At 58.9% G+C, this 21,919-nt stretch carries 18 protein-coding genes; 15 read left to right on the top strand and 3 right to left on the bottom strand.

Translation table 11 applies throughout. From position 1 onward, the window contains the following. The 9 genes from sdhA to QF045_RS11620 all read left to right on the top strand — a co-directional run bounded on the left by sdhA (position 1) and on the right by QF045_RS11620 (position 13,248). Positions 1 to 1,773 (top strand): succinate dehydrogenase flavoprotein subunit, encoded by a 1,773-nt coding sequence (gene sdhA, locus QF045_RS11580; protein ID WP_027607057.1) that lies wholly within the window; start codon positions 1 to 3, stop codon positions 1,771 to 1,773. An 11-nt stretch (positions 1,774 to 1,784) separates the two neighbouring features. Further along, a complete protein-coding gene (locus QF045_RS11585) occupies positions 1,785 to 2,489 on the top strand; it encodes a succinate dehydrogenase iron-sulfur subunit (RefSeq protein WP_003172807.1) in 705 nt (234 codons plus the stop codon). A gap of 262 nt (positions 2,490 to 2,751) precedes the next feature. Continuing rightward, positions 2,752 to 5,583, top strand: a complete 2,832-nt coding sequence (locus tag QF045_RS11590; RefSeq protein WP_306492301.1) for a 2-oxoglutarate dehydrogenase E1 component — start codon at positions 2,752 to 2,754, stop codon at positions 5,581 to 5,583. 44 nt (positions 5,584 to 5,627) lie between these two features. Beyond that, positions 5,628 to 6,845, top strand: a complete 1,218-nt coding sequence (odhB, locus tag QF045_RS11595) for a 2-oxoglutarate dehydrogenase complex dihydrolipoyllysine-residue succinyltransferase (RefSeq protein WP_306492302.1) — start codon at positions 5,628 to 5,630, stop codon at positions 6,843 to 6,845. 100 nt (positions 6,846 to 6,945) lie between these two features. After that, complete coding sequence (gene lpdA, locus QF045_RS11600) at positions 6,946 to 8,382, top strand: dihydrolipoyl dehydrogenase (RefSeq protein ID WP_306492303.1); 1,437 nt, start codon at positions 6,946 to 6,948, stop codon at positions 8,380 to 8,382. A gap of 204 nt (positions 8,383 to 8,586) precedes the next feature. Further along, the gene (sucC, locus tag QF045_RS11605) at positions 8,587 to 9,753 is read left to right on the top strand and encodes an ADP-forming succinate--CoA ligase subunit beta (RefSeq protein ID WP_003190011.1); all 1,167 of its coding nucleotides are present in this window, start codon (positions 8,587 to 8,589) and stop codon (positions 9,751 to 9,753) included. Further along, on the top strand, positions 9,753 to 10,634 hold the full coding sequence (sucD, locus tag QF045_RS11610; RefSeq protein WP_003172813.1) for a succinate--CoA ligase subunit alpha: 882 nt from the start codon (positions 9,753 to 9,755) through the stop codon (positions 10,632 to 10,634). The genes sucC and sucD overlap by 1 nt, the downstream gene beginning before the upstream one ends. A gap of 416 nt (positions 10,635 to 11,050) precedes the next feature. Beyond that, complete coding sequence (gene brnQ, locus QF045_RS11615) at positions 11,051 to 12,364, top strand: branched-chain amino acid transport system II carrier protein (protein ID WP_306492304.1); 1,314 nt, start codon at positions 11,051 to 11,053, stop codon at positions 12,362 to 12,364. Positions 12,365 to 12,507: 143 nt separating this feature from the next. Further along, the gene (locus QF045_RS11620) at positions 12,508 to 13,248 is read left to right on the top strand and encodes a DUF599 domain-containing protein (protein WP_306492305.1); all 741 of its coding nucleotides are present in this window, start codon (positions 12,508 to 12,510) and stop codon (positions 13,246 to 13,248) included. Positions 13,249 to 13,331: 83 nt separating this feature from the next. On the opposite strand, the gene QF045_RS11625 is transcribed toward QF045_RS11620, so the two are convergent. Further along, positions 13,332 to 13,589, bottom strand: coding sequence for a hypothetical protein (locus QF045_RS11625; RefSeq protein WP_057722672.1), 258 nt, complete (start codon positions 13,587 to 13,589; stop codon positions 13,332 to 13,334). Between the two features lie 154 nt (positions 13,590 to 13,743). Between QF045_RS11625 and QF045_RS11630 the strand changes: the two genes are divergently transcribed. The 4 genes from QF045_RS11630 to QF045_RS11645 all read left to right on the top strand — a co-directional run bounded on the left by QF045_RS11630 (position 13,744) and on the right by QF045_RS11645 (position 17,458). Beyond that, complete coding sequence (locus QF045_RS11630) at positions 13,744 to 14,220, top strand: PaaI family thioesterase (protein WP_306492306.1); 477 nt, start codon at positions 13,744 to 13,746, stop codon at positions 14,218 to 14,220. Then, complete coding sequence (locus tag QF045_RS11635; protein ID WP_306492307.1) at positions 14,217 to 14,669, top strand: PaaI family thioesterase; 453 nt, start codon at positions 14,217 to 14,219, stop codon at positions 14,667 to 14,669. The genes QF045_RS11630 and QF045_RS11635 overlap by 4 nt, the downstream gene beginning before the upstream one ends. An 89-nt stretch (positions 14,670 to 14,758) precedes the next feature. Continuing rightward, positions 14,759 to 16,663: a molecular chaperone HtpG gene (gene htpG, locus QF045_RS11640; protein ID WP_306492308.1), complete on the top strand. Its 1,905-nt coding sequence runs from the start codon at positions 14,759 to 14,761 to the stop codon at positions 16,661 to 16,663. Between the two features lie 66 nt (positions 16,664 to 16,729). Continuing rightward, positions 16,730 to 17,458 carry a dienelactone hydrolase family protein gene (locus QF045_RS11645; RefSeq protein WP_306492309.1) on the top strand — a complete coding sequence of 243 codons (729 nt, stop codon included), beginning with the start codon at positions 16,730 to 16,732 and terminating at the stop codon, positions 17,456 to 17,458. A gap of 113 nt (positions 17,459 to 17,571) precedes the next feature. On the opposite strand, the gene QF045_RS11650 is transcribed toward QF045_RS11645, so the two are convergent. Together QF045_RS11650 and QF045_RS11655 are read right to left on the bottom strand one after the other, a co-directional pair. Further along, positions 17,572 to 18,438, bottom strand: coding sequence for a pirin family protein (locus tag QF045_RS11650; protein WP_306492310.1), 867 nt, complete (start codon positions 18,436 to 18,438; stop codon positions 17,572 to 17,574). 64 nt (positions 18,439 to 18,502) lie between these two features. Further along, a complete protein-coding gene (locus tag QF045_RS11655; RefSeq protein WP_306492311.1) occupies positions 18,503 to 18,919 on the bottom strand; it encodes an OsmC family protein in 417 nt (138 codons plus the stop codon). A 141-nt stretch (positions 18,920 to 19,060) separates the two neighbouring features. On the opposite strand from QF045_RS11655, the gene QF045_RS11660 reads away from it, so the two are divergent. Together QF045_RS11660 and QF045_RS11665 are read left to right on the top strand one after the other, a co-directional pair. Next, positions 19,061 to 20,083: an amidohydrolase family protein gene (locus tag QF045_RS11660; protein WP_306492312.1), complete on the top strand. Its 1,023-nt coding sequence runs from the start codon at positions 19,061 to 19,063 to the stop codon at positions 20,081 to 20,083. 97 nt (positions 20,084 to 20,180) lie between these two features. After that, positions 20,181 to 21,806, top strand: a complete 1,626-nt coding sequence (locus QF045_RS11665; RefSeq protein WP_306492313.1) for a methyl-accepting chemotaxis protein — start codon at positions 20,181 to 20,183, stop codon at positions 21,804 to 21,806. The last annotated feature ends 113 nt before the right edge of the window (positions 21,807 to 21,919 follow it).

The raw sequence follows: 21,919 nt of genomic DNA on the forward strand, positions 1-21,919 counted from the left end.
ATGGCTAACATTCCTACTATTTCATTCGACGCCATCATTATTGGTGGCGGCGGTGCCGGCATGCGCGCTGCGCTGCAGCTGGCCCAGGGTGGCCACAAGACCGCCGTGATCACCAAGGTGTTCCCGACGCGTTCGCACACCGTATCGGCCCAGGGTGGCATTACCTGCGCGATCGCTTCCGCCGACCCGAACGATGACTGGCGCTGGCACATGTACGATACCGTCAAGGGTTCCGACTACATCGGCGACCAGGATGCTATCGAATACATGTGTCAGGAAGGCCCGGCCGCGGTGTTCGAGCTGGACCACATGGGTCTGCCGTTCTCCCGTACCGAGCAAGGCCGTATCTACCAGCGTCCATTCGGCGGCCAGTCGAAGGATTACGGTAAAGGTGGCCAGGCTGCCCGTACCTGCGCTGCGTCCGACCGTACCGGTCACGCACTGCTGCACACCCTTTATCAGGGCAACCTGAAAGCCGGTACCACGTTCCTGAACGAGTACTACGCAGTGGATCTGGTGAAGAATGCCGACGGCGCGTTCGTCGGTGTGATCGCCATCTGCATCGAAACCGGTGAAACCACCTACATCCGCGCCAAGGCTACCGTGCTGGCAACCGGCGGTGCAGGTCGTATCTACGCCTCGACCACCAACGCCCTGATCAACACCGGTGACGGCGTCGGCATGGCACTGCGTGCAGGCGTGCCGGTACAAGACATCGAAATGTGGCAGTTCCACCCGACCGGCATCGCCGGCGCCGGTGTACTGGTCACCGAAGGTTGCCGCGGTGAAGGTGGCTACCTGATCAACAAGCACGGCGAGCGTTTCATGGAGCGTTATGCTCCGAACGCCAAAGACCTTGCTGGTCGTGACGTTGTGGCTCGTTCGATGGTTAAAGAGATCATCGCCGGCAACGGCTGTGGCCCGAACGGCGACCACGTACTGCTCAAGCTCGATCACCTGGGCGAAGAAGTGCTGCACAGCCGTCTGCCAGGTATCTGCGAGCTGTCCAAGACCTTCGCTCACGTTGACCCGGTGGTTGCGCCCGTTCCAGTGGTTCCAACTTGCCACTATATGATGGGCGGCGTGCCGACCAACATTCATGGCCAGGCGATCACCCAGAATGCCGAAGGCGTGGACGAGATCATTCATGGTCTGTTCGCGGTAGGCGAAGTCGCCTGCGTATCGGTTCACGGCGCCAACCGCCTGGGCGGCAACTCGCTGCTCGACCTGGTGGTATTCGGCCGCGCCGCCGGCCTGCACCTGGAAAAAGCCCTGACCGACGGCATCGAATACGATGACGCCACCGACGCCAACATCGAAGCCGCCCTGGCGCGTCTGAACGCTCTGAACGAGCGCACGGATGGCGAAGACGTGGCAACCTTGCGTCGCGAGCTGCAAAGCTGCATGCAGAACTACTTCGGTGTGTTCCGTACCGGCGAATACATGCAGAAGGGCATCGCCCAGTTGGCCGACCTGCGCAAGCGTATCGCCAACGTCAAGATCAACGATAAGAGCCAGGCGTTCAACACCGCTCGTATCGAAGCCCTTGAGCTGCAAAACCTGCTGGAAGTGGCTGAAGCGACTGCGATCGCCGCCGAGGTTCGTAAAGAATCCCGTGGTGCTCACGCTCGTGAAGACTTTGAAGACCGCGACGACGAGAACTGGTTGTGCCACACCCTGTACTTCCCGGGTGACAAGCGCGTGACCAAGCGTGCCGTGAACTTCTCGCCGAAGACGGTGCCGACGTTTGAACCGAAGATTCGGACTTACTAAGGGTGGCTGCCATGTTGAAAGTCAGTGTTTATCGCTACAACCCTGATCAGGACGCTGCGCCGTTCATGCAGGAGTTCCAGGTCGATACCGGTGGTAAAGACCTGATGGTGCTGGATGTACTGGCACTGATCAAAGAGCAGGACGAGGGTTTCTCCTATCGTCGCTCTTGCCGTGAAGGTGTGTGCGGTTCCGACGGCATGAACATCAACGGCAAAAACGGCCTGGCGTGCATCACGCCGCTGTCCGCCGTGGTTAAAGGCAACAAGCTGATCGTTCGTCCACTGCCAGGTTTGCCGGTTATCCGTGACCTGGTTGTCGATATGAGCATCTTCTACAAGCAATACGAGAAAGTTAAGCCGTTCCTGCAGAACGACACGCCGGCTCCGGCCATCGAGCGTCTGCAGTCCCCGGAAGAGCGTGAAAAACTCGACGGTCTGTACGAGTGCATCCTGTGCGCTTGCTGCTCGACTTCGTGCCCGTCCTTCTGGTGGAACCCGGACAAGTTCCTGGGTCCAGCTGCGCTGCTGCAAGCCTACCGCTTCCTGGCAGACAGCCGTGACACCAAGACGTCCGAGCGCCTGGCTTCGCTGGATGACCCGTTCAGCGTATTCCGCTGCCGCGGGATCATGAACTGCGTCAACGTATGTCCCAAAGGCCTGAACCCGACTAAGGCCATTGGTCACATTCGTAACATGCTGCTGCAGAGCGGCGTGTAACTGACGTTGCAGTAAAAGCAGGACCGTTGTGCCCGTAAATGCTGCGGCGCAGGCTTCAACCGGCGCCGTAGTTTTAACTTGAGCAGCGACTTACAAAGCCGCAGCTCTTATTTTGAAGAAATGAGACAAGCAGGGGCATTCGGGTTGGTACCCGAACTATCAGCGTGATCCTAAGTGGCTTGTTTTGGTCGCTGCACTTGGCCTTTTGCAAGCAAACTCGGTGTTTTCGCCGGTGGTGTCCCCAAATCGAGGGTGACCAAGCATGCAAGAAAGCGTGATGCAGCGCATGTGGAACAGCGGCTATCTTTCAGGTGGTAACGCTGCCTATGTGGAAGAGCTTTATGAGCTCTACCTGCACGACCCTAACGCTGTGCCAGAAGAATGGCGCACCAAATTTCAGACGTTGTCTTCAGACGGCAACGCTGCCACCGATGTATCGCACGCTGCGATTCGCGATCATTTCGTGCTGCTGGCAAAGAACCAGCGCCGCGCCCAACCGGTTTCCGCCGGCAGCGTGAGCAGTGAGCACGAGAAGAAGCAAGTTGAAGTACTGCGACTGATCCAGGCTTACCGGATGCGTGGCCACCAGGCGGCCCAGCTTGACCCGCTGGGGCTCTGGCAGCGTCCTGCACCTGCTGACCTGTCGATCAATCATTACGGCTTGACCAATGCCGATCTTGATACGACCTTCCGTGCCGGCGACCTGTTCATCGGCAAAGAGGAAGCGAGCCTACGCGAAATTCACGAAGCGTTGCAGCAGACATATTGCCGCACCATCGGCGCTGAATTCACGCACATCACCGATTCCGAGCAACGCCACTGGTTCCAGCATCGCCTGGAAGGCGTGCGTGGCCGTCCGGTATTGTCCGCCGACGTGCGCAGCCACCTGCTTGAGCGCGTGACCGCTGCCGAAGGTCTCGAGAAATACCTGGGCACCAAATACCCGGGCACCAAGCGCTTCGGCCTGGAAGGCGGCGAAAGCCTGATTCCGATGCTTGACGAGCTGATCCAGCGTTCCGGTTCCTATGGCACCAAGGAAGTCGTGATCGGTATGGCTCACCGTGGTCGCCTGAACGTGTTGGTCAACACCTTCGGCAAGAACCCGCGCGAGCTGTTCGACGAGTTCGAAGGCAAGAAGAAGGTCGAGCTGGGTTCCGGTGACGTTAAATATCACCAGGGCTTCTCGTCCAACGTCATGACCACCGGCGGTGAAGTTCACCTGGCCATGGCCTTCAACCCATCCCACCTGGAAATCGTTTCTCCAGTGGTCGAGGGTTCGGTGCGTGCTCGCCAGGATCGTCGTAACGACACCACCGGTGAGAAGGTTCTGCCGATTTCCATCCACGGCGACGCGGCGTTCGCCGGTCAAGGCGTGGTTCTGGAAACGTTCCAGATGTCGCAGACCCGCGGCTTCAAGACCGGCGGTACCGTTCACATCGTTATCAACAACCAGGTTGGCTTCACCATCAGCAACCCGCTGGACGCGCGCTCCACCGAGTACGCCACCGACGTTGCCAAGATGATCCAGGCGCCGATTCTCCATGTGAATGGCGATGACCCGGAAGCCGTACTGTTCGTGACCCAGCTGGCTGTCGACTACCGCATGCAATTCAAGCGTGACGTGGTGATCGACCTGGTTTGCTACCGCCGTCGCGGTCACAACGAAGCCGACGAACCAAGCGGCACCCAGCCGTTGATGTACCAGCAGATCACCAAGCAGCGCACCACCCGTGAGCTGTACGCCGAAAGCCTGACCAAGGCCGGCGTGCTGGATGATGCGCGTGTTCAGGCGAAGATCGATGAATACCGCAACGCGCTGGACAACGGCCTGCATGTAGTGAAAAGCCTGGTCAAGGAGCCGAACAAAGAGCTGTTCGTTGACTGGCGTCCGTACCTGGGTCACACCTGGACCGCGCGCCACGACACCAGCTTCGACTTGAAAACCTTGCAGGAATTGTCCGCCAAGTTGCTGGAAATCCCTGAGGGCTTTGTGGTTCAGCGCCAGGTTGCGAAGATCTACGAAGACCGTCAGAAGATGCAAGCCGGCGGCCTGCCGATCAACTGGGGTTACGCCGAAACCATGGCGTACGCGACCCTGGCGTTCGAAGGTCACCCGATCCGCATGACCGGCCAGGACATCGGCCGTGGTACGTTCTCGCACCGCCATGCTGTGTTGCACAACCAGAAAGACGCGGGCACCTACATCCCGTTGCAGAACCTGTACGAAGGCCAGCCACGTTTCGATCTGTACGATTCGTTCCTGTCCGAAGAGGCCGTACTGGCGTTCGAATACGGCTATTCCACCACCACGCCTAACGCGCTGGTGATCTGGGAAGCCCAGTTCGGCGACTTCGCCAACGGTGCCCAGGTGGTTATCGATCAGTTCATCACCAGCGGCGAGCACAAGTGGGGCCGTCTGTGCGGTCTGACCATGCTGCTGCCACACGGTTATGAAGGCCAGGGTCCTGAGCACTCCTCGGCCCGTCTGGAGCGTTACCTGCAGCTGTGCGCCGAGCACAACATCCAGGTGTGCGTGCCGACTACCCCGGCGCAGATCTACCACTTGCTGCGTCGCCAGGTGATCCGTCCGCTGCGCAAGCCGCTGGTTGTGTTGACTCCGAAATCGCTGTTGCGTCACAAACTGGCCGTTTCGACCCTGGAAGATCTGGCCGAAGGTTCGTTCCAGACCGTTATTCCGGAAATCGATACGCTGGACGCCGCCAAGGTCACTCGCCTGATCCTGTGCAGCGGCAAGGTCTATTACGATCTGCTGGAAAAACGCCGTGCCGAAGGCCGCGAAGACATCGCCATCGTGCGTATCGAGCAGCTTTACCCGTTCCCGGAAGATGACCTCATGGAGATCATCGCGCCTTACACCAACCTCACGAATGTCGTGTGGTGTCAGGAAGAACCGATGAACCAGGGCGCGTGGTACAGCAGCCAGCATCACCTGCGTCGCAGCATCGGCAATCACAACAGGGCCCTTGGCCTGGAGTACGCCGGTCGTGATGCGTCTGCTGCACCTGCTTGTGGTTATGCGTCGATGCACGCCGAGCAGCAGGAAAAACTGCTGCAAGATGCTTTCACTGTTTAACGCCTTCGCGCTGACTGAAACCGAATTTTAAGGACCTACAGATAATGGCTATCGAAATCAAAGCCCCGTCATTCCCGGAATCGGTTGCCGATGGCACCGTTGCCACCTGGCACAAGAAACCAGGCGAGGCCGTCAAGCGTGACGACCTGATCGTCGACATCGAGACCGACAAGGTCGTGCTGGAAGTGCTGGCCGAAGCCGACGGCGTGCTGGGCGCAATCGTTGCAGAAGAGGGCGCTACCGTTCTGTCGAACCAGGTCCTGGGCTCGATCGAAGAGGGCAGCGCTGCTGCTCCTGCTGCCGCCGCACCAGCTGCCGCTGCCGCTCCTGCCGCAGCCCCGGCTGCGGGTGGCGAAGATCCAATAGCTGCACCGGCTGCGCGTCAGCTGGCTGAAGAGAACGGTATCAACCTGGCTTCCATCAAGGGCACCGGCAAAGACGGCCGTGTGACCAAGGAAGACGTGGTTGCTGCTGTTGAAGCCAAGAAAAACGCTCCGGCTGCCGCACCGGCCAAGGCCGCTGCTCCAGCTGCCGCCGCGCCTGTGTTCGCTGCTGGCGATCGCACCGAGAAGCGCGTACCGATGACCCGTGTGCGTGCCACCGTGGCCAAGCGCCTGGTTGAAGCACAGTCGAACATGGCGATGCTGACCACGTTCAACGAAGTCGACATGACCGAAGTCATGGCCCTGCGTTCCAAGTACAAGGACCTGTTCGAGAAGAGCCACAACGGCGTGCGCCTGGGCTTCATGTCGTTCTTCGTGAAAGCGGCCACCGAAGCGCTGAAGCGCTTCCCGGCAGTCAACGCTTCCATCGACGGCGGCGACATCGTTTACCATGGCTATGCAGACATCGGCGTTGCCGTGTCCAGCGACCGTGGCCTGGTGGTTCCGGTTCTGCGTAACGCCGAGCTGATGAGCCTGGCCGAAATCGAAGGCGGCATCGCCGGCTTCGGCAAGAAAGCCCGTGACGGCAAGCTGACCATCGACGAGATGACCGGCGGTACCTTCACCATCACCAACGGTGGTACCTTCGGTTCGATGATGTCGACGCCGATCGTCAACCCGCCGCAAGCTGCGATCCTGGGCATGCACAACATCATCCAGCGTCCGATGGCCATCAACGGCCAGGTCGTGATCCGCCCAATGATGTACCTGGCACTGTCTTACGATCACCGCTTGATCGATGGTAAAGAAGCCGTGACGTTCCTGGTGACCATCAAGAACCTGCTGGAAGATCCGGCTCGTCTGCTGCTGGATATCTGATAAAAGCAGCTACAAGTTGCGAGCTGCAAGCTGTAAGAAAAATCAGCTTGGCTTGCAACTTGTCGCTTGAAGCTTGTCGCTGAATAGAGGATCTATTTTCATGACACAGAAATTTGACGTTGTAGTGATCGGTGCAGGCCCAGGCGGCTATGTGGCCGCCATCAAGGCCGCACAGCTGGGCCTCTCGACTGCTTGCATCGAAAAGTACACCGACAAGGAAGGCAAACTGGCGCTGGGCGGTACCTGCCTGAACGTGGGTTGCATTCCTTCCAAGGCGCTGCTGGACAGCTCCTGGAAATTCCACGAAGCCCAGGATGGTTTCGCGATCCACGGCATCAACCATGCTGGCGTGACCATGGACGTGCCAGCGATGGTCGGCCGTAAAGCCAACATCGTCAAAGGCCTGACTTCCGGCGTTGCCACCTTGTTCAAGGCCAACGGCGTTACTTCCCTGCAAGGCCATGGCAAATTGCTGGCCGGCAAGAAAGTTGAAATCACCAAGCCGGACGGCTCGGTAGAAGTCATCGAAGCCGAGAACGTGATCCTGGCCCCAGGCTCGCGTCCAATCGACATTCCGCCTGCTCCAGTTGACCAGAACGTGATCGTTGACTCCACCGGCGCCCTGGAATTCCAGGCCGTACCTAAGCGTCTGGGCGTTATCGGCGCTGGCGTCATCGGCCTGGAACTAGGTTCGGTATGGTCCCGCCTGGGTGCTGAAGTCACCGTTTTGGAAGCCCTGGACACGTTCCTGCTGGCCGCCGACAGCGCGGTGTCCAAAGAAGCACTGAAAACCCTGACCAAGCAGGGCCTGGACATCAAGCTGGGCGCTCGCGTGACCGGCTCGAAGGTCAACGGCGAAGAAGTTGTCGTGACCTACACCGACAAGGAAGGCGAGCAGACGATCACCTTCGACAAGCTGATCGTAGCCGTTGGTCGCCGTCCAGTGACCACTGACCTGCTGGCCTCCGACAGCGGCGTGAGCATCGACGAGCGTGGTTTCATCCACGTCGACGATCATTGCGCCACCACCGTACCGGGCGTTTACGCGATCGGCGACGTGGTTCGTGGCATGATGCTGGCCCACAAGGCTTCCGAAGAGGGCATCATGGTTGTCGAGCGCATCAAGGGTCACAAGACCCAGATGAACTACGACCTGATTCCATCGGTTATCTACACCCACCCGGAAATTGCATGGGTCGGCAAGAACGAACAGCAGTTGAAAGCTGAAGGCGTTGAAGTTAACGTCGGCACCTTCCCGTTTGCCGCTTCCGGCCGTGCCATGGCAGCCAACGACACGGGTGGTTTTGTCAAAGTCATCGCTGATGCCAAGACTGACCGCGTATTGGGCGTCCACGTGATTGGCCCGAGCGCTGCGGAACTGGTTCAGCAAGGCGCTATCGGTATGGAATTCGGCACCAGTGCCGAAGACCTGGGCATGATGGTCTTCTCCCATCCGACCCTGTCCGAAGCGTTGCACGAAGCAGCGTTGGCAGTGAATGGCGGCGCCATTCACATCGCCAACCGCAAGAAGCGCTAAGCGAGATAATAAGAAACCACGGCGGAGTTGCCCGTCGTGAGCCTTGCGCGCAAGACTCACCGCGGAATATCCGCTGGACGCAGCCTTGCGCAGCTTTACGGGCGATAAGCCCCGCAAGTTGCGCGAGCAGCAGTCACAGGTGGCGCGGCACTCATAATGAGCGCAGCGCCGAATGCGCAGTACCTAACGAAGACGGTAAAAAGCATGAATCTTCACGAGTATCAGGGTAAGCAGCTGTTCGCTGAATACGGCCTGCCAGTTTCCAAGGGCTACGCAGTAGACACCCCGGAAGCAGCAGCAGAAGCTTGCGACAAAATCGGCGGCAGCGAGTGGGTTGTCAAAGCCCAGGTCCACGCCGGTGGTCGCGGTAAAGCGGGCGGCGTTAAGCTGGTTCGCAGCAAAGAAGACGCCAAGGCCTTCGCACAGCAGTGGCTGGGCAAGCGTCTGGTGACTTACCAGACTGATGCCAATGGCCAGCCAGTCACCAAGATCCTGGTTGAATCGTGCACTGATATCGCTAAAGAGCTGTACCTGGGCGCTGTCGTTGACCGTTCGAGCCGTCGCATCGTGTTCATGGCTTCCACCGAAGGTGGCGTGGACATCGAGAAGATCGCTCACGAAACCCCAGAAAAAATTCTGAAGGCCACTATCGATCCACTGGTTGGCGCTCAGCCATTCCAGGGTCGCGAGCTGGCTTTCCAGCTGGGTCTGGAAGGCAAGCAGGTTGCCCAGTTCGCCAAGATCTTCGTAGGTCTGGCCAAACTGTTCCAGGATCACGATCTGGCCCTGCTGGAAGTGAACCCGCTGGTGATCAAGGCTGACGGCGATCTGCACTGCCTCGACGCCAAGATCAACATCGACGCCAACGCCATGTACCGTCAGCCTAAGCTGAAGACTTTCCACGATCCGTCCCAGGACGATCCGCGCGAAGCGCACGCTGCCAAGTTCGAACTGAACTACGTGGCCCTGGAAGGTAACATCGGTTGCATGGTCAACGGTGCTGGCCTGGCCATGGGTACCATGGACATCGTCAACCTGCATGGCGGCAAACCAGCCAACTTCCTCGACGTAGGTGGTGGCGCTACCAAGGAACGCGTTACCGAAGCGTTCAAGATCATCCTGTCCGACTCCAATGTTGCGGCAGTACTGGTCAACATCTTCGGCGGCATCGTTCGTTGCGACATGATTGCCGAAGGCATCATCGGTGCAGTGAAAGAAGTTGGCGTTAAAATCCCGGTTGTTGTTCGCCTTGAAGGTAACAACGCTGAACTGGGCGCTAAAGTACTGGCAGAAAGCGGTTTGAACATCATCGCGGCTACCAGCCTGACCGACGCTGCTCAACAAGTTGTCAAAGCTGCGGAGGGCAAATAATGAGCGTCCTGATCAATAAAGACACCAAAGTTATCTGCCAGGGTATTACCGGTTCGCAAGGTAGTTTCCACACCCAGCAAGCCATCGAATACGGCACCAAGATGGTTGGCGGCGTAACGCCAGGCAAAGGCGGCACCGAGCACCTGGGCCTGCCAGTGTTCAACACCGTGAAAGATGCTGTAGCTGCCACTGGCGCCACCGCCAGCGTCATCTACGTTCCAGCTCCTTTCTGCAAGGACTCGATCCTGGAAGCGGCGTTCGGCGGCATCAAGCTGATCGTGTGCATCACCGAAGGCATTCCTACCCTGGACATGCTGGACGCTAAAGTTAAGTGCGACGAGCTGGGCGTAGTCCTGATCGGCCCTAACTGCCCAGGCGTGATCACTCCAGGCGAATGCAAGATCGGCATCATGCCAGGTCACATTCACTTGCCAGGCAAGGTCGGTATCGTTTCCCGTTCCGGCACCCTGACCTACGAAGCTGTGAAGCAGACCACTGACGCCGGTTTCGGTCAGTCGACTTGCGTCGGCATCGGCGGTGACCCGATCCCGGGCTCCAACTTCATCGACATCCTGAAGCTGTTCCAGGAAGACCCGAAGACCGAAGCGATCGTGATGATCGGTGAGATCGGCGGTTCGGCTGAAGAAGAAGCGGCTGCCTACATCAAGGCACACGTGACCAAGCCGGTTGTTTCCTACATCGCTGGTGTGACTGCCCCTGCGGGCAAGCGCATGGGCCATGCTGGCGCAATCATCTCTGGCGGCAAAGGCACTGCAGACGAGAAATTCGCTGCGCTGCAAGACGCAGGCGTTAAAACCGTGCGTTCGCTGGCAGACATCGGCAAGGCCCTGGCCGAGCTGACTGGTTGGGCTGTCAAGTAAGCCTCGCGCTTAACTGACGCTCTTCCACACAAAGGCCACCTTCGGGTGGCCTTTGTGCTTTCTGGAACTTGCGCTAACCAAATGTGGGAGGGGGCTTGCTCCCGATAGCGGTGGTTCAGTTCACAACTAAGTGACTGACACACCGCAATCGGGGGCAAGCCCCCTCCCACATTTTATTTGTATTGCCAAATTAAGTATGAAAATGCGACACCAAGATGTCGCTTATCGGACAGTCCGCCCCGCAACAGTGCGTTTGTCAGCCCAATTCTGTAACCTAGCCGCCTCTTTATGCGCCCGCATCCCAAAAGGAAGCGGCGCGCTAGATCGGTCGGTCCCCATAAGGGCCGGCAGCATTTCCCTCATCCACAGGGAAGCCCCTCTCTAAATTCCGATTCAGTAGTGTGGTATTTCCTCAAATGAAAGTGTTGAAAAGCCAGGATATCCTGGCGTTGGGCTTTATGACGTTTGCCCTGTTCGTGGGCGCCGGCAATATCATCTTCCCGCCGATCGTTGGCTTGCAGTCCGGGCCTCACGTCTGGATGGCGGCCCTGGGTTTCCTGATTACCGCAGTCGGCCTGCCGGTCGTCACCGTGATCGCGCTGGCCAAGGTCGGCGGCGGTATGGATGCGTTGAGCAGCCCGATCGGCAAGATCGCCGGCGGCCTGCTTGCGGCGGCGGCGTACCTGGCGGTAGGGCCGCTGTTCGCCACGCCGCGTACCGCGACGGTATCGTTCGAAGTGGGCCTGGCGCCGCTGACGGGGGAAAGCCCGCTGGCGCTGTTCCTCTACAGCTCGGTGTATTTTCTGGTGGTGTTTTTCGTGTCCCTGTACCCGGGCCGTCTGCTGGACACCGTGGGGCGCTTCCTCGCGCCGCTGAAGATTGTCGCGCTGGCTATCCTCGGCATTGCTGCGTTTGCCTTGCCGGCCGGTGAGGTCGGTGTCGCCACGCCGGAATACGTCGCTGCGCCGTTCTCCCAGGGCTTTATCAATGGCTACCTGACCATGGATACCCTTGGCGCGCTGGTGTTCGGCATCGTCATCGTCAACGCGATTCGCTCCCGTGGCGTTGAATCGCCCAAGCTGATTACGCGTTACGCGATCATTGCCGGACTGATCGCCGGCGTGGGCCTGGCGCTGGTGTACGTCAGCCTGTTCCGCCTGGGTTCGGGCAGTCATGCCGTGGCCGCAGGGGCCAGTAACGGTGCCGCGGTGCTGCACGCGTATGTGCAACATACCTTCGGCTCCCTGGGCAGTGGTTTCCTGGCTGTGCTGATCTCCCTGGCGTGTCTGGTCACTGCCGTGGGCCTGACCTGCGCCTGTGCCGAGTACTTCAGCCGAGTGCTGCCGCTGTCCTACAAGACCCTGGTGGTGATCCTCGCGCTGTTTTCACTGTTCGTCTCCAACCTGGGGTTGACCAAGCTGATCGCGTTCTCGATTCCGGTGCTCACTGCGATCTACCCGCCCTGCATCGTGTTGGTGGCACTGAGCTTCTGTAAGGGCTTCTGGCAGGAGCAGGGCCGTATCGTCGGCCCGGTCATGCTGGTTTCGTTTATCTTCGGCTGCATTGACGCACTCAAGGGCGCGGGCCTGGCGGACTGGATGCCGTCGCAACTGACGCACCTGCCGTTGAGCGAGCAGGGCCTGGCGTGGCTGGTACCGTCGGTGATGGTCCTGGTCGTGGCGGTGGCGATTGATCGCATGCTGGGCAAGCGCAGCGAGGCCATCGCGTAATAGCGGTTTACTGCATCACTGAAATGCCCCGTATCAATCGATACGGGGCATTTTTTATGGGCGTCATGCAGTGTCTTTTTGTATGAGCTAGCGTCGAACAGATGACTCATTTCTCAAATGGAAACTGTGAACAAGGGGCCCACATGTCGTTTGTCGAAACCAATCAGATCCACTTGCTTGCCGCCCTCTGGTTCGTGTTGTGCTGGGGCGGCTACACCCGCTACGCCACTTGGAGAGCCCGCGACACAGCCTGCCTGGCCAGCGTGTTGCACCTTTATCGTGAAGACTGGATGCGTCGCATGCTGCTGCGCGATAACCGCATCGCCGACGCCAGCGTGATCGGTAACCTGGAGCGTAACGCCTCGTTCTTCGCCTCCAGCACGTTGATCATCCTTGCCGGCATCCTGACCGTGCTGGGAGCTTCCGAGCGAGCCGTGTCGCTGCTGGCGGACATCCCGATGGTGCAGCAGGCCTCCCAGGGCATGTCGGAGATCAAGCTGCTGTGCCTGGCGCTGGTGTTCGTCTACGCCTTCTTCACCTTCAGTTGGTGCATGCGCCAGTACAATTTCGCCGCGGTGCTGGTGGGCTCGGCACCGATGGTCGGGGAGCGGCATGTGTCGGAGCAGGAGCGCAATGCATTTGCCTTGCGCGCGGCGCGAGTGATTTCGATGGCGGCCAACCAATTCAACTTTGGCCTGCGCGCTTATTATTTCGGCATGACCATGCTGGCCTGGTTTGTCAGCCCGTGGTTGTTCATGTTGATGAGCGCCGGGGTGGTACTAGTGCTTTATCGTCGTGAATTTCACTCCGACGTTTTACAGGTGATGGTGTATACCCCGACGGATATGCACGCCCAAGACCCTGCAAAAGACAGCGTATCTTAATGGCTGGATAAAACAGCAGACAAAGAAAAGCCCGCTTTATAAGCGGGCTATCTTTTGCAGCACTACAGCGTTACACCGCGCAATTACTGCTTGGCAGGCTCTGCAGGTGCGGCAGGTGCAGCTTCTTTAGCGGCGGCAGCGTTCGATTCAGCCTGAGCTTTGGCAGCATCGGCGTTTTCTTTCGCAGCGTCGTTCACTTTATCCTGTGCTTTCGCCATGTCTTGCTGAGCTTGCTCAGAATGTGCGGCGGCGTCTTGTGCTTTGTCTTCGGATTTCTTGTCGCAGGCAGCCAGACCGAGTGCAGCGGCCAGCATCATGGAAATAGCTAATGTCTTGCGCATGGTGTTTCTCCTTATTGAAGATATCTACTGGCCTTTCGAACTCAAGGGGCCAGCATTAGTTCCTTTTGTTCCACAGATATATAAAGCTTTTCGCCAGGAACTTTCAAAATTATTACCTATCTGCCCCGTCCACACTAATAAGAATTCAAAAACAATGGCCCAAGCCCACTTGTTAGACCGCGCCACTCGCTTCGTTTCGGCGCTTCGCCACTGCCAGATACTGGGGGTTACGGTGCATGCTGCGACGCAGGAGGGCATGACGCTGGTCTTGCCTTACGGCCCGCATATCGTTGGTGACCCCCAGACCGGCGTCATCCATGGTGGAGCGCTGACTTCGTTGATGGACACCGCCTGCGGCATGGCCACCCTGTGCGTACTGCCTGAGTTCGAGGTATGCCCGACCCTGGATTTGCGCATCGACTACATGCATCCCGCCGAGCCGCATAAGCCTGTATACGGCTTCGCGCAGTGCTACCGGGTGACCAGCGACGTGATTTTCACCCGCGGCTTTGCCTATCAGGACGACCCGCAGCAACCCATCGCCCATGTGGTAGGCACCTTCATGCGCATGGGCAAGCGACTCAATGGCACGCAAGGACTGGGCGACGCGATCAAGGGGGAGCAGGCATGACCCATCGATTCAAGACTCGCCTGGAGCAAGCGCTTGAGCGCGGCAATTACGACGCACTGCTAGAGCTGATTCCCTATGCAAAGCTGATTGGCGTCGAATGCACGCGCTCAGGGGAGGAACTGTTGTTTCGCCTGCCAGCGAACAAGGACAACATTGGTAACCCTATATTGCCGGCGCTGCACGGCGGGGTGATCGCCGGCTTCATGGAATTGTCAGCAGCGTTGCATTTGCTTGTGTCCACGGGCGCGCCGGGCTTGCCGAAGATCATCGATTTTTCCCTGGATTACCTGCGCGTCGGCCAGTTTCGCGACACCTACGCCACGTGCCAGGTGTGCCGCCAGGGGCGGCGTGTCGCCAACGTGGCAATCACTGCCTGGCAAACCACCCCAACCGAGCCGATCGCCACCGCTCGCGCACATTTCAAGATCGAGCCATTGCCGCACCCTTGAAATCCAGCGTGGAGTCCCCAACTTTGATGACAACCCGCCGCTAACCCTTTCGGGCGCGGCCACTGCCATCCAATTGGAGTTTGATGACCATGAGTGTGGAAACTCAAAAGGAAACCCTGGGCTTCCAGACCGAGGTGAAGCAACTGCTGCACCTCATGATCCATTCGCTGTATTCCAACAAGGAAATTTTCCTTCGCGAATTGATCTCGAACGCCTCTGACGCTGTCGATAAATTACGTTTCGAAGCCCTGTCCAAGCCTGAGCTGCTGGAAGGTGGCGCGGAACTGAAAATCCGTGTGAGCTACGACAAAGACGCCAAGACCGTCACGCTCGAAGACAACGGTATCGGCATGAGCCGTGACGATGCGATCACCCACCTGGGGACCATCGCCAAATCCGGCACCGCCGATTTCATGAAGAATTTGTCGGGCGACCAGAAAAAAGATTCTCACCTAATCGGCCAATTCGGAGTTGGCTTCTATTCGGCCTTTATCGTTGCCGACAAGGTTGAAGTGTTCAGCCGCCGTGCCGGCCTCGACGCCAGCGAGGGCGTGCATTGGGCGTCGAAAGGCGAGGGCGAGTTTGAAATCGCCACCATCGACAAGCCTGACCGTGGCACCCGTATCGTGCTGCACCTGAAAGAGGGCGAAGACGAGTTCGCCGATGGCTGGCGCCTGCGCAACATCATCAAGAAATACTCTGATCACATCGCATTGCCGATTGAGCTGCCAAAGGAACAAACGGCTGCCGAAGGTGAAGAAACACCGGCGCTCGAATGGGAAACCGTCAACCGCGCCAGTGCCCTTTGGACCCGTCCGCGTACCGAGATCAAGGACGAGGAATACCAGGAGTTCTACAAGCACATCGGTCACGACTACGAGAACCCGCTGAGCTGGAGCCACAACAAGGTCGAAGGCAAGCTGGAATACAGCTCGCTGCTGTACGTGCCGGCCCGTGCTCCGTTCGACCTGTACCAGCGCGAAGCGCCGAAAGGCCTGAAGCTTTACGTACAGCGCGTATTCGTGATGGACCAAGCCGAATCGTTCCTGCCGCTGTACCTGCGCTTCATCAAGGGCGTGGTCGACTCCAACGACCTGTCGCTGAACGTGTCGCGGGAAATCCTGCAAAAAGACCCGATCATCGACTCCATGAAGTCGGCGTTGACCAAGCGCGTACTCGACATGCTGGAAAAACTGGCGAAGAACGAGCCTGAGAAATACAAAGGCTTCTGGAAAAACTTCGGCCAGGTCATCAAGGAAGGTCCGGCGGAAGATTTCGCCAACAAGGAAAAAATTGCCGGCCTGCTGCGTTTTGCCTCGACTCAAGGCGAAGACGGTGAGCAGGTTGTGTCGCTGGCCGACTACCTGGCACGCGCCAAGGAAGGTCAGGACAAGATCTACTACCTCACTGGCGAAACCTACGCTCAGGTCAAAAACAGCCCGCACCTGGAAGTCTTCCGCAAGAAAGGCATCGAAGTGCTGCTGCTGACCGACCGTATCGATGAATGGCTGATGAGCTACCTCACCGAGTTCGACGGCAAGTCCTTTGTGGACGTGGCGCGAGGCGACCTGGACCTGGGCAACCTGGATTCCGAAGAAGACAAGAAAGCCGCTGAAGAAGTCGCCAAGTCCAAAGAAGGTCTGGTTGAGCGGATCAAGGCGTCTCTGGGCGACGCGGTCAGCGAAGTGCGGGTTTCCCATCGACTGACCGACTCGCCTGCGATCCTGGCCATTGGCGAGCAGGACCTGGGCATGCAGATGCGTCAGATCCTCGAAGCCAGCGGGCAGAAGGTGCCGGATTCCAAGCCGATCTTCGAGTTCAACCCGGCTCACCCGCTGATCGAGAAGCTCGACGGTGAGCAGAGCGAAGAGCGGTTTGGCGACTTGTCGCACATCCTCTTTGACCAGGCGGCCCTGGCCGCTGGCGACAGCCTGAAGGATCCGGCCGCCTATGTGCGCCGACTGAACAAGCTGTTGGTTGAACTGTCGGTTTAACACCGTTGTAGAAAAACCCGCTTCGGCGGGTTTTTTCGTTTTAGCGCACCTCAACTGGAGTGAATCATGAGCCAAGTCACAGTACGTTCCGTGGTCTATCAGATTGATGGCCAGTCTTATGAAAGCCGCCTGGCGTTTGATGCCAGCCACAAAGGCCCGCTGCCGGGGCTGCTGATGGCACCGAACTGGATGGGTGTGAGCGCGGGGGCCGAAGAGATCGCCAAGGCTGTTGCCGGTAAAGGCTACGTGGTATTGATCGCCGACCTCTATGGGCAAACCGTGCGTCCTTCGAACGGCGATGAGGCCGGTGCGGCGATGATGCCGTTGAAGAATGACCGTCCCTTGCTGAACAAGCGCATGCAGGCTGCCTTCGAGCAACTGCAAGGCCAGACGGAGGCGGCGGTCGATACCTCGAAGCTGGCGACCTTCGGCTTCTGCTTTGGGGGTTGCTGCTCGCTGGAATTGGCCCGTACCGGTGCGCCGTTGAAAGCGGCCGTATCGTTCCATGGCACCCTCGACACGCCGAACCCTGCGGATGCGAAGAACATCAAGGGTTCAGTCCTGGTGCTGCATGGCGCCTCGGACCCGCTGGTACCCAAAGAACAACTGCCGGCGTTCGAAGATGAAATGAACGCGGCAGGTGTGGACTGGCAGTTGCTCAGCTACGGCGGCGCAGTGCATTCCTTTACCGACCCCCATGCCAACGTGCCAGGCAAGATGATGTACGACGCCAGGACCGCTGCGCGGGCTTTCCAGTCGATGCATAACTTGCTGGATGAAGTGTTCAAGGGCTGATTTTTCAGCGCCAGTCAGGGCCTCATCGGGAGCAAGCCCCCTCCCACATTTTGAAAGTATTCGCAGTTCAAGTGTGGGAGGGGCGGTGCGACGATTCGACTTGCCCCCGATGACTATCTGACAGGCAACTCAATCCTTTCAGACTCCCCCGGCACCGTCGGCCAATCCCCGGCCGCCCAGCGCTGCCGGGCCTGTTCGATGACTGCCGGATCGCTCGCCACAAAGTTCCAGTTGATCCGCCGTGGCCCATCCAGCGGCGCACCGCCCACGATCACCAGGTGGCAGTCGCTCTCGGCATACAGCGTCATCTCCTGGTCAGTGGGTAAAACCACCAGGCTGTGTATCTCCAGCGCCTCACCGTCCAGTTGCACGTCACCCTCCAGCACATACACCGCGCGCTCTTCATGCTCATCGGGGATCAGTAGGGTAGTGGCGGTCTGCATCCGCACCTCTGCATACAGCGTGGGCGACAGCACCGGTACGGGTGACTTGAGACAGAACCCGCTACCGGCGATCAGGCGCACCTGCACGCCCAGGTTGTCGCTGGCCGGCAAACTTGCCGCAGGATGATGGCTGTAGTGGCCTGGCCCGGTTTCATGGTCCCTGGGCGATGCCAGCCACACTTGCAAGCCATGCAGCCTAAAGCCACTGGCCTTGACCGCCTCGGGAGTGCGCTCGACGTGGGCAATCGCACTGCCTGCGGTCATCCAGCTGACATCGCCGGCCTGCACCACCTGGTCCGAACCCAGGCTGTCCTTGTGCTGCAGGGTGCCTTCGAACAGATAGGTGAGGGTAGACAGCCCGATGTGGGGATGCTGACGGATGTCCATCCCGCTGCCCGGCGCATAACGGGTAGGCAGCATGTGGTCGAAAAACACGAAAGGCCCGACGCTGCGGCATTCACGCGAAGGCAGTGGGCGCAGGATGGGCTGGCCTTCCACATCTTCGGGGCGAGGGCGGATCACGGTAAGGGGGGTCATGGTGCATCCCTGTCTGAGCGGGTTCGATGACACTGAGCATAACCCGCTCGACCGGCAGTTGGCGCTATTGACTGAAGGCGCCTTCCGACAGTGTTGTCTCGATGCGGACTTCGGCGGTGGTCATCAGTTTGTGCACCGGGCACTTGTCGGCGACGCGGTGCAGTTCATCGCGCTGTGCGTCGGTGAGTACGCCCTTAAGGGTCAGTTTCACGTTGAGCTTGTATTTGCCTTTTGTCTCTTCGGCAGCGTCGTGGGTGACTTCTACGGTGACGCCGGTAAGGGGGATGTTCTTTTTCTGTGCATAGAGCCTGACGGTCAAGGCTTTGCAGGAGGCCAGAGCAGCGTCGAAATAGTCGTGGGGAGAGGGCGCTGAATCGTCACCCCCGAGGCTCTTGGGCAGGTCGGTAAACAGCTCATGGTTGTTGATATTGACGCTGTGACGGAAATTTTCGGCATTCAACGTATTGACGGTAACAGGCATGACGAACCTCACAAGGCTGTGGATGACGGTCAGCCACTAATAGAACATGCTGGCACTGGCGGTTCCAGGCTTTTGTCCCTGCTGAACCGCGACGCGCAGTGCAAGGTCTACCCGTATCAGCCCCTACCGAGGTATCCCGTCGTGCTCTGGACCCGTGTGAGTTTCGCCCTGTTGCTCGCCGCCAGCAGCCTTGCCGTGCAAGCCCGAGATTATGCCTACAGCGATGCGCACCTGCATTACGTGGACTTTTTCCAGGAAACCGCGGGCATGGACAAGCTGCTCAAGGCCATGGCAGACAATCGCATCGAACACGTGATGATTTCCGGCATTCCCGTGGCCAAGAAGTGGCATGAAGACGAACCCAAGCGCCCGCGCTATTACGCGGGTGACGACGCCGATGCCTATTGGTACAGCGCCACCGACGTCATCGTCGCTGCGGCAGTCAATAAGCTTGCCCCTGAACAGCGCCAGCATTTCCATCCGTTTCTGGCCGGTTTCAATCCCAATGACAAGAACTCCGCTGCCCATATCCAGCGCATGCTCGACCTCAACCCAGGGCTGTGGCAGGGCATCGGTGAAGTATTCACCCGCCACGACGATCTCACCGCGCTGACGTCGGGTGACACGCCGCGCGCCAACAACGAAGCCATGACGCGCATCTATCACTTGGCGGCGGAAAACGATCTGCCGGTGATGCTGCATTCGAACATCACCTCCAAGCGCGAGCGCAACCCGTTGTACCTCGCCGAAGTCGAGCAGCCGTTGCGCAACCACCCACACACGCGCTTTATCTGGGCCCATGCCGGAACCAGCAAGGAAATCCACCGCCACCAGGTGCAAATGGATTTCCTGTTGCCCACCTTGAGTCGCCTGCTGGAGGCTTACCCCAACCTGTATATCGATCTGTCCTGGAGCATGCTCACCCCGTATCTGCTGGATGATGCGGGCAAGCCCCGGCCAGAGTGGGTCCAGCTGGTGGAGCGCTTCCCGGATCGCTTCATGCTGGGCTCCGACGTGGTAGGGCGCTTTAACAAGCTGGGGAAGGAAATGCGCCGTTTCGATCCCTTTCTCGATGCATTGCCCGAAGACGTTGCCCACAAGGTTGCGCGGGACAACTTCCTTGCTGTTCTGCCCAAGCTACCTCGCAATGAGAGCGCGCGTTGATATCGCGTTTTCGTCTTACGTAAATCATGCAGGGCGCCGATAACGTCCAAGAGTCCCGCTGCAGGTAGATGCAGCACTTTTGGAAGGAACCCTGGCAATGAGTATCCGTAGTTTGAATATCGCTCCACGCGCAGGCCTGGGCTTTGGCGTGCTGGCGCTGATGGTGTGCGCATTGGGCGGTTTCGCCCTGCTGCAAATGGCCAATATGCGCCAGCAGTCGGACCAGGTGGAGAACAACTGGTTGCCCAGCGTGATGGCGGTAGGGGAGATGAGCCAGGATTTGCTGCGCATTCGCGCTCTTACGTTGCGTCTTTTGGTCAATCGCGACCCCCAGGCGCTGGTGCAGAACGAGCAAAAGCTCATCGATCTCAAAGGTGGCTTGCAGCATGCGCAAACCCAGTACGAAACGTTGATTGTTCTGCCGCAGGAGCGCACGTTGTTCGAGCGTTTCAAGGGCCAGGAGCAACAATACCTGCAACGCCAGGAACAGGTTGTGGGGTTCTCCAAGGCTGGTCAGCTTGAAGCGGCGATCAAGGTGGCAAACGGCGAGATGAACCAGTTCGCCGATGACATGGCCAAGAGTTTGTACGATTTGGTTGCCTTGAACAAAGCCAGTGCCAACCAGGCGGCGAGCCTGGCCCAGAGTGTGTTCAGCCAGTCACGCAACTGGGTGATCGGGATGATCCTGCTCACCGCTCTGGTCACTATCGGTTTGGCCGTGTGGCTGACGCGCAGCATTGTGCTGCCATTGGCGCAATCGCTGAAGCTCGCCCAAGGCGTGGCGGGTGGCGACCTGACCGGTGAGATCCACATAAGTGGCAACGACGAACCTGCGCGGCTGCAGCAGGCGCTCAAGGGCATGCAGGAGAATCTGCGTGACACCATTCGACGTATCGCCCTGTCATCGAACCAACTGGCATCAGCCTCTGAAGAGCTCAGTTGCGTGACCGAAGATGCCACGCGTGGGCTGCAGCAGCAGAACCAGGAAATCGAACAGGCGGCCACGGCGGTCAACCAGATGACGGCGGCGGTGGAGGAGGTGGCCAGCAATGCTGTGGCCACATCCCACGCGTCCCGCGAGTCGGACCGTATTGCCCAGCAGGGGCGTGAGCAAGTGCAGCAGACGGTAGTGTCGATCGAGGCGCTGGCCACGGACGTGACCGCCAATGCAACTCAGGTCGAGGATCTGGCGCAGAAGGTGTATGGCATCAGCAAAGTGCTGGACGTGATTCGTTCGATTGCCGAACAAACCAACCTGTTGGCATTGAACGCGGCGATTGAAGCGGCGCGGGCCGGCGATGCCGGGCGTGGTTTTGCCGTGGTGGCTGATGAAGTGCGCGCCCTGGCCCATCGCACCCAGCAGTCGACTCAGGAAATCGAGCAGATGATCAGTGGCATCCAGCAGGGCACTGATCAGGCTGTCAGCTCGATGCAGCACAGCAACACGCGGGCGCGCTCGACATTGGAGATTGCCAAGTCGGCGGGGATGGCGCTGGAGGAAATTGCCTCGGCCTTCACGTTGATCAATGAGCGCAACCTGATAATCGCCAGCGCTTCAGAGCAACAAGCGGCGGTGGCGCGGGAAGTGGATCGCAATCTGATGAACATTCGCGACCTGGCGCACCAGACGTCGACCGGGGCCAACCAGACCAGCGCGGCCAGCCAGGAGTTGTCGCGGCTGGCGGTGGACCTGAATTCGATGGTGGCGCGGTTTTCGGTGTAGGGCAGGAGCAGCGGCAAGCCTTAAGCGACAAGCTGCACGTGGTTGGAATGCGCGTCTCTTGCAGCTTGCGGCTTGAAACGGATAGTTCTGAAAGCAAAAAGCCCCGAACCAGT

Source organism: Pseudomonas sp. W4I3 (assembly GCF_030816195.1).
In the GTDB taxonomy this organism is placed as follows: Bacteria; Pseudomonadota; Gammaproteobacteria; order Pseudomonadales; family Pseudomonadaceae; genus Aquipseudomonas.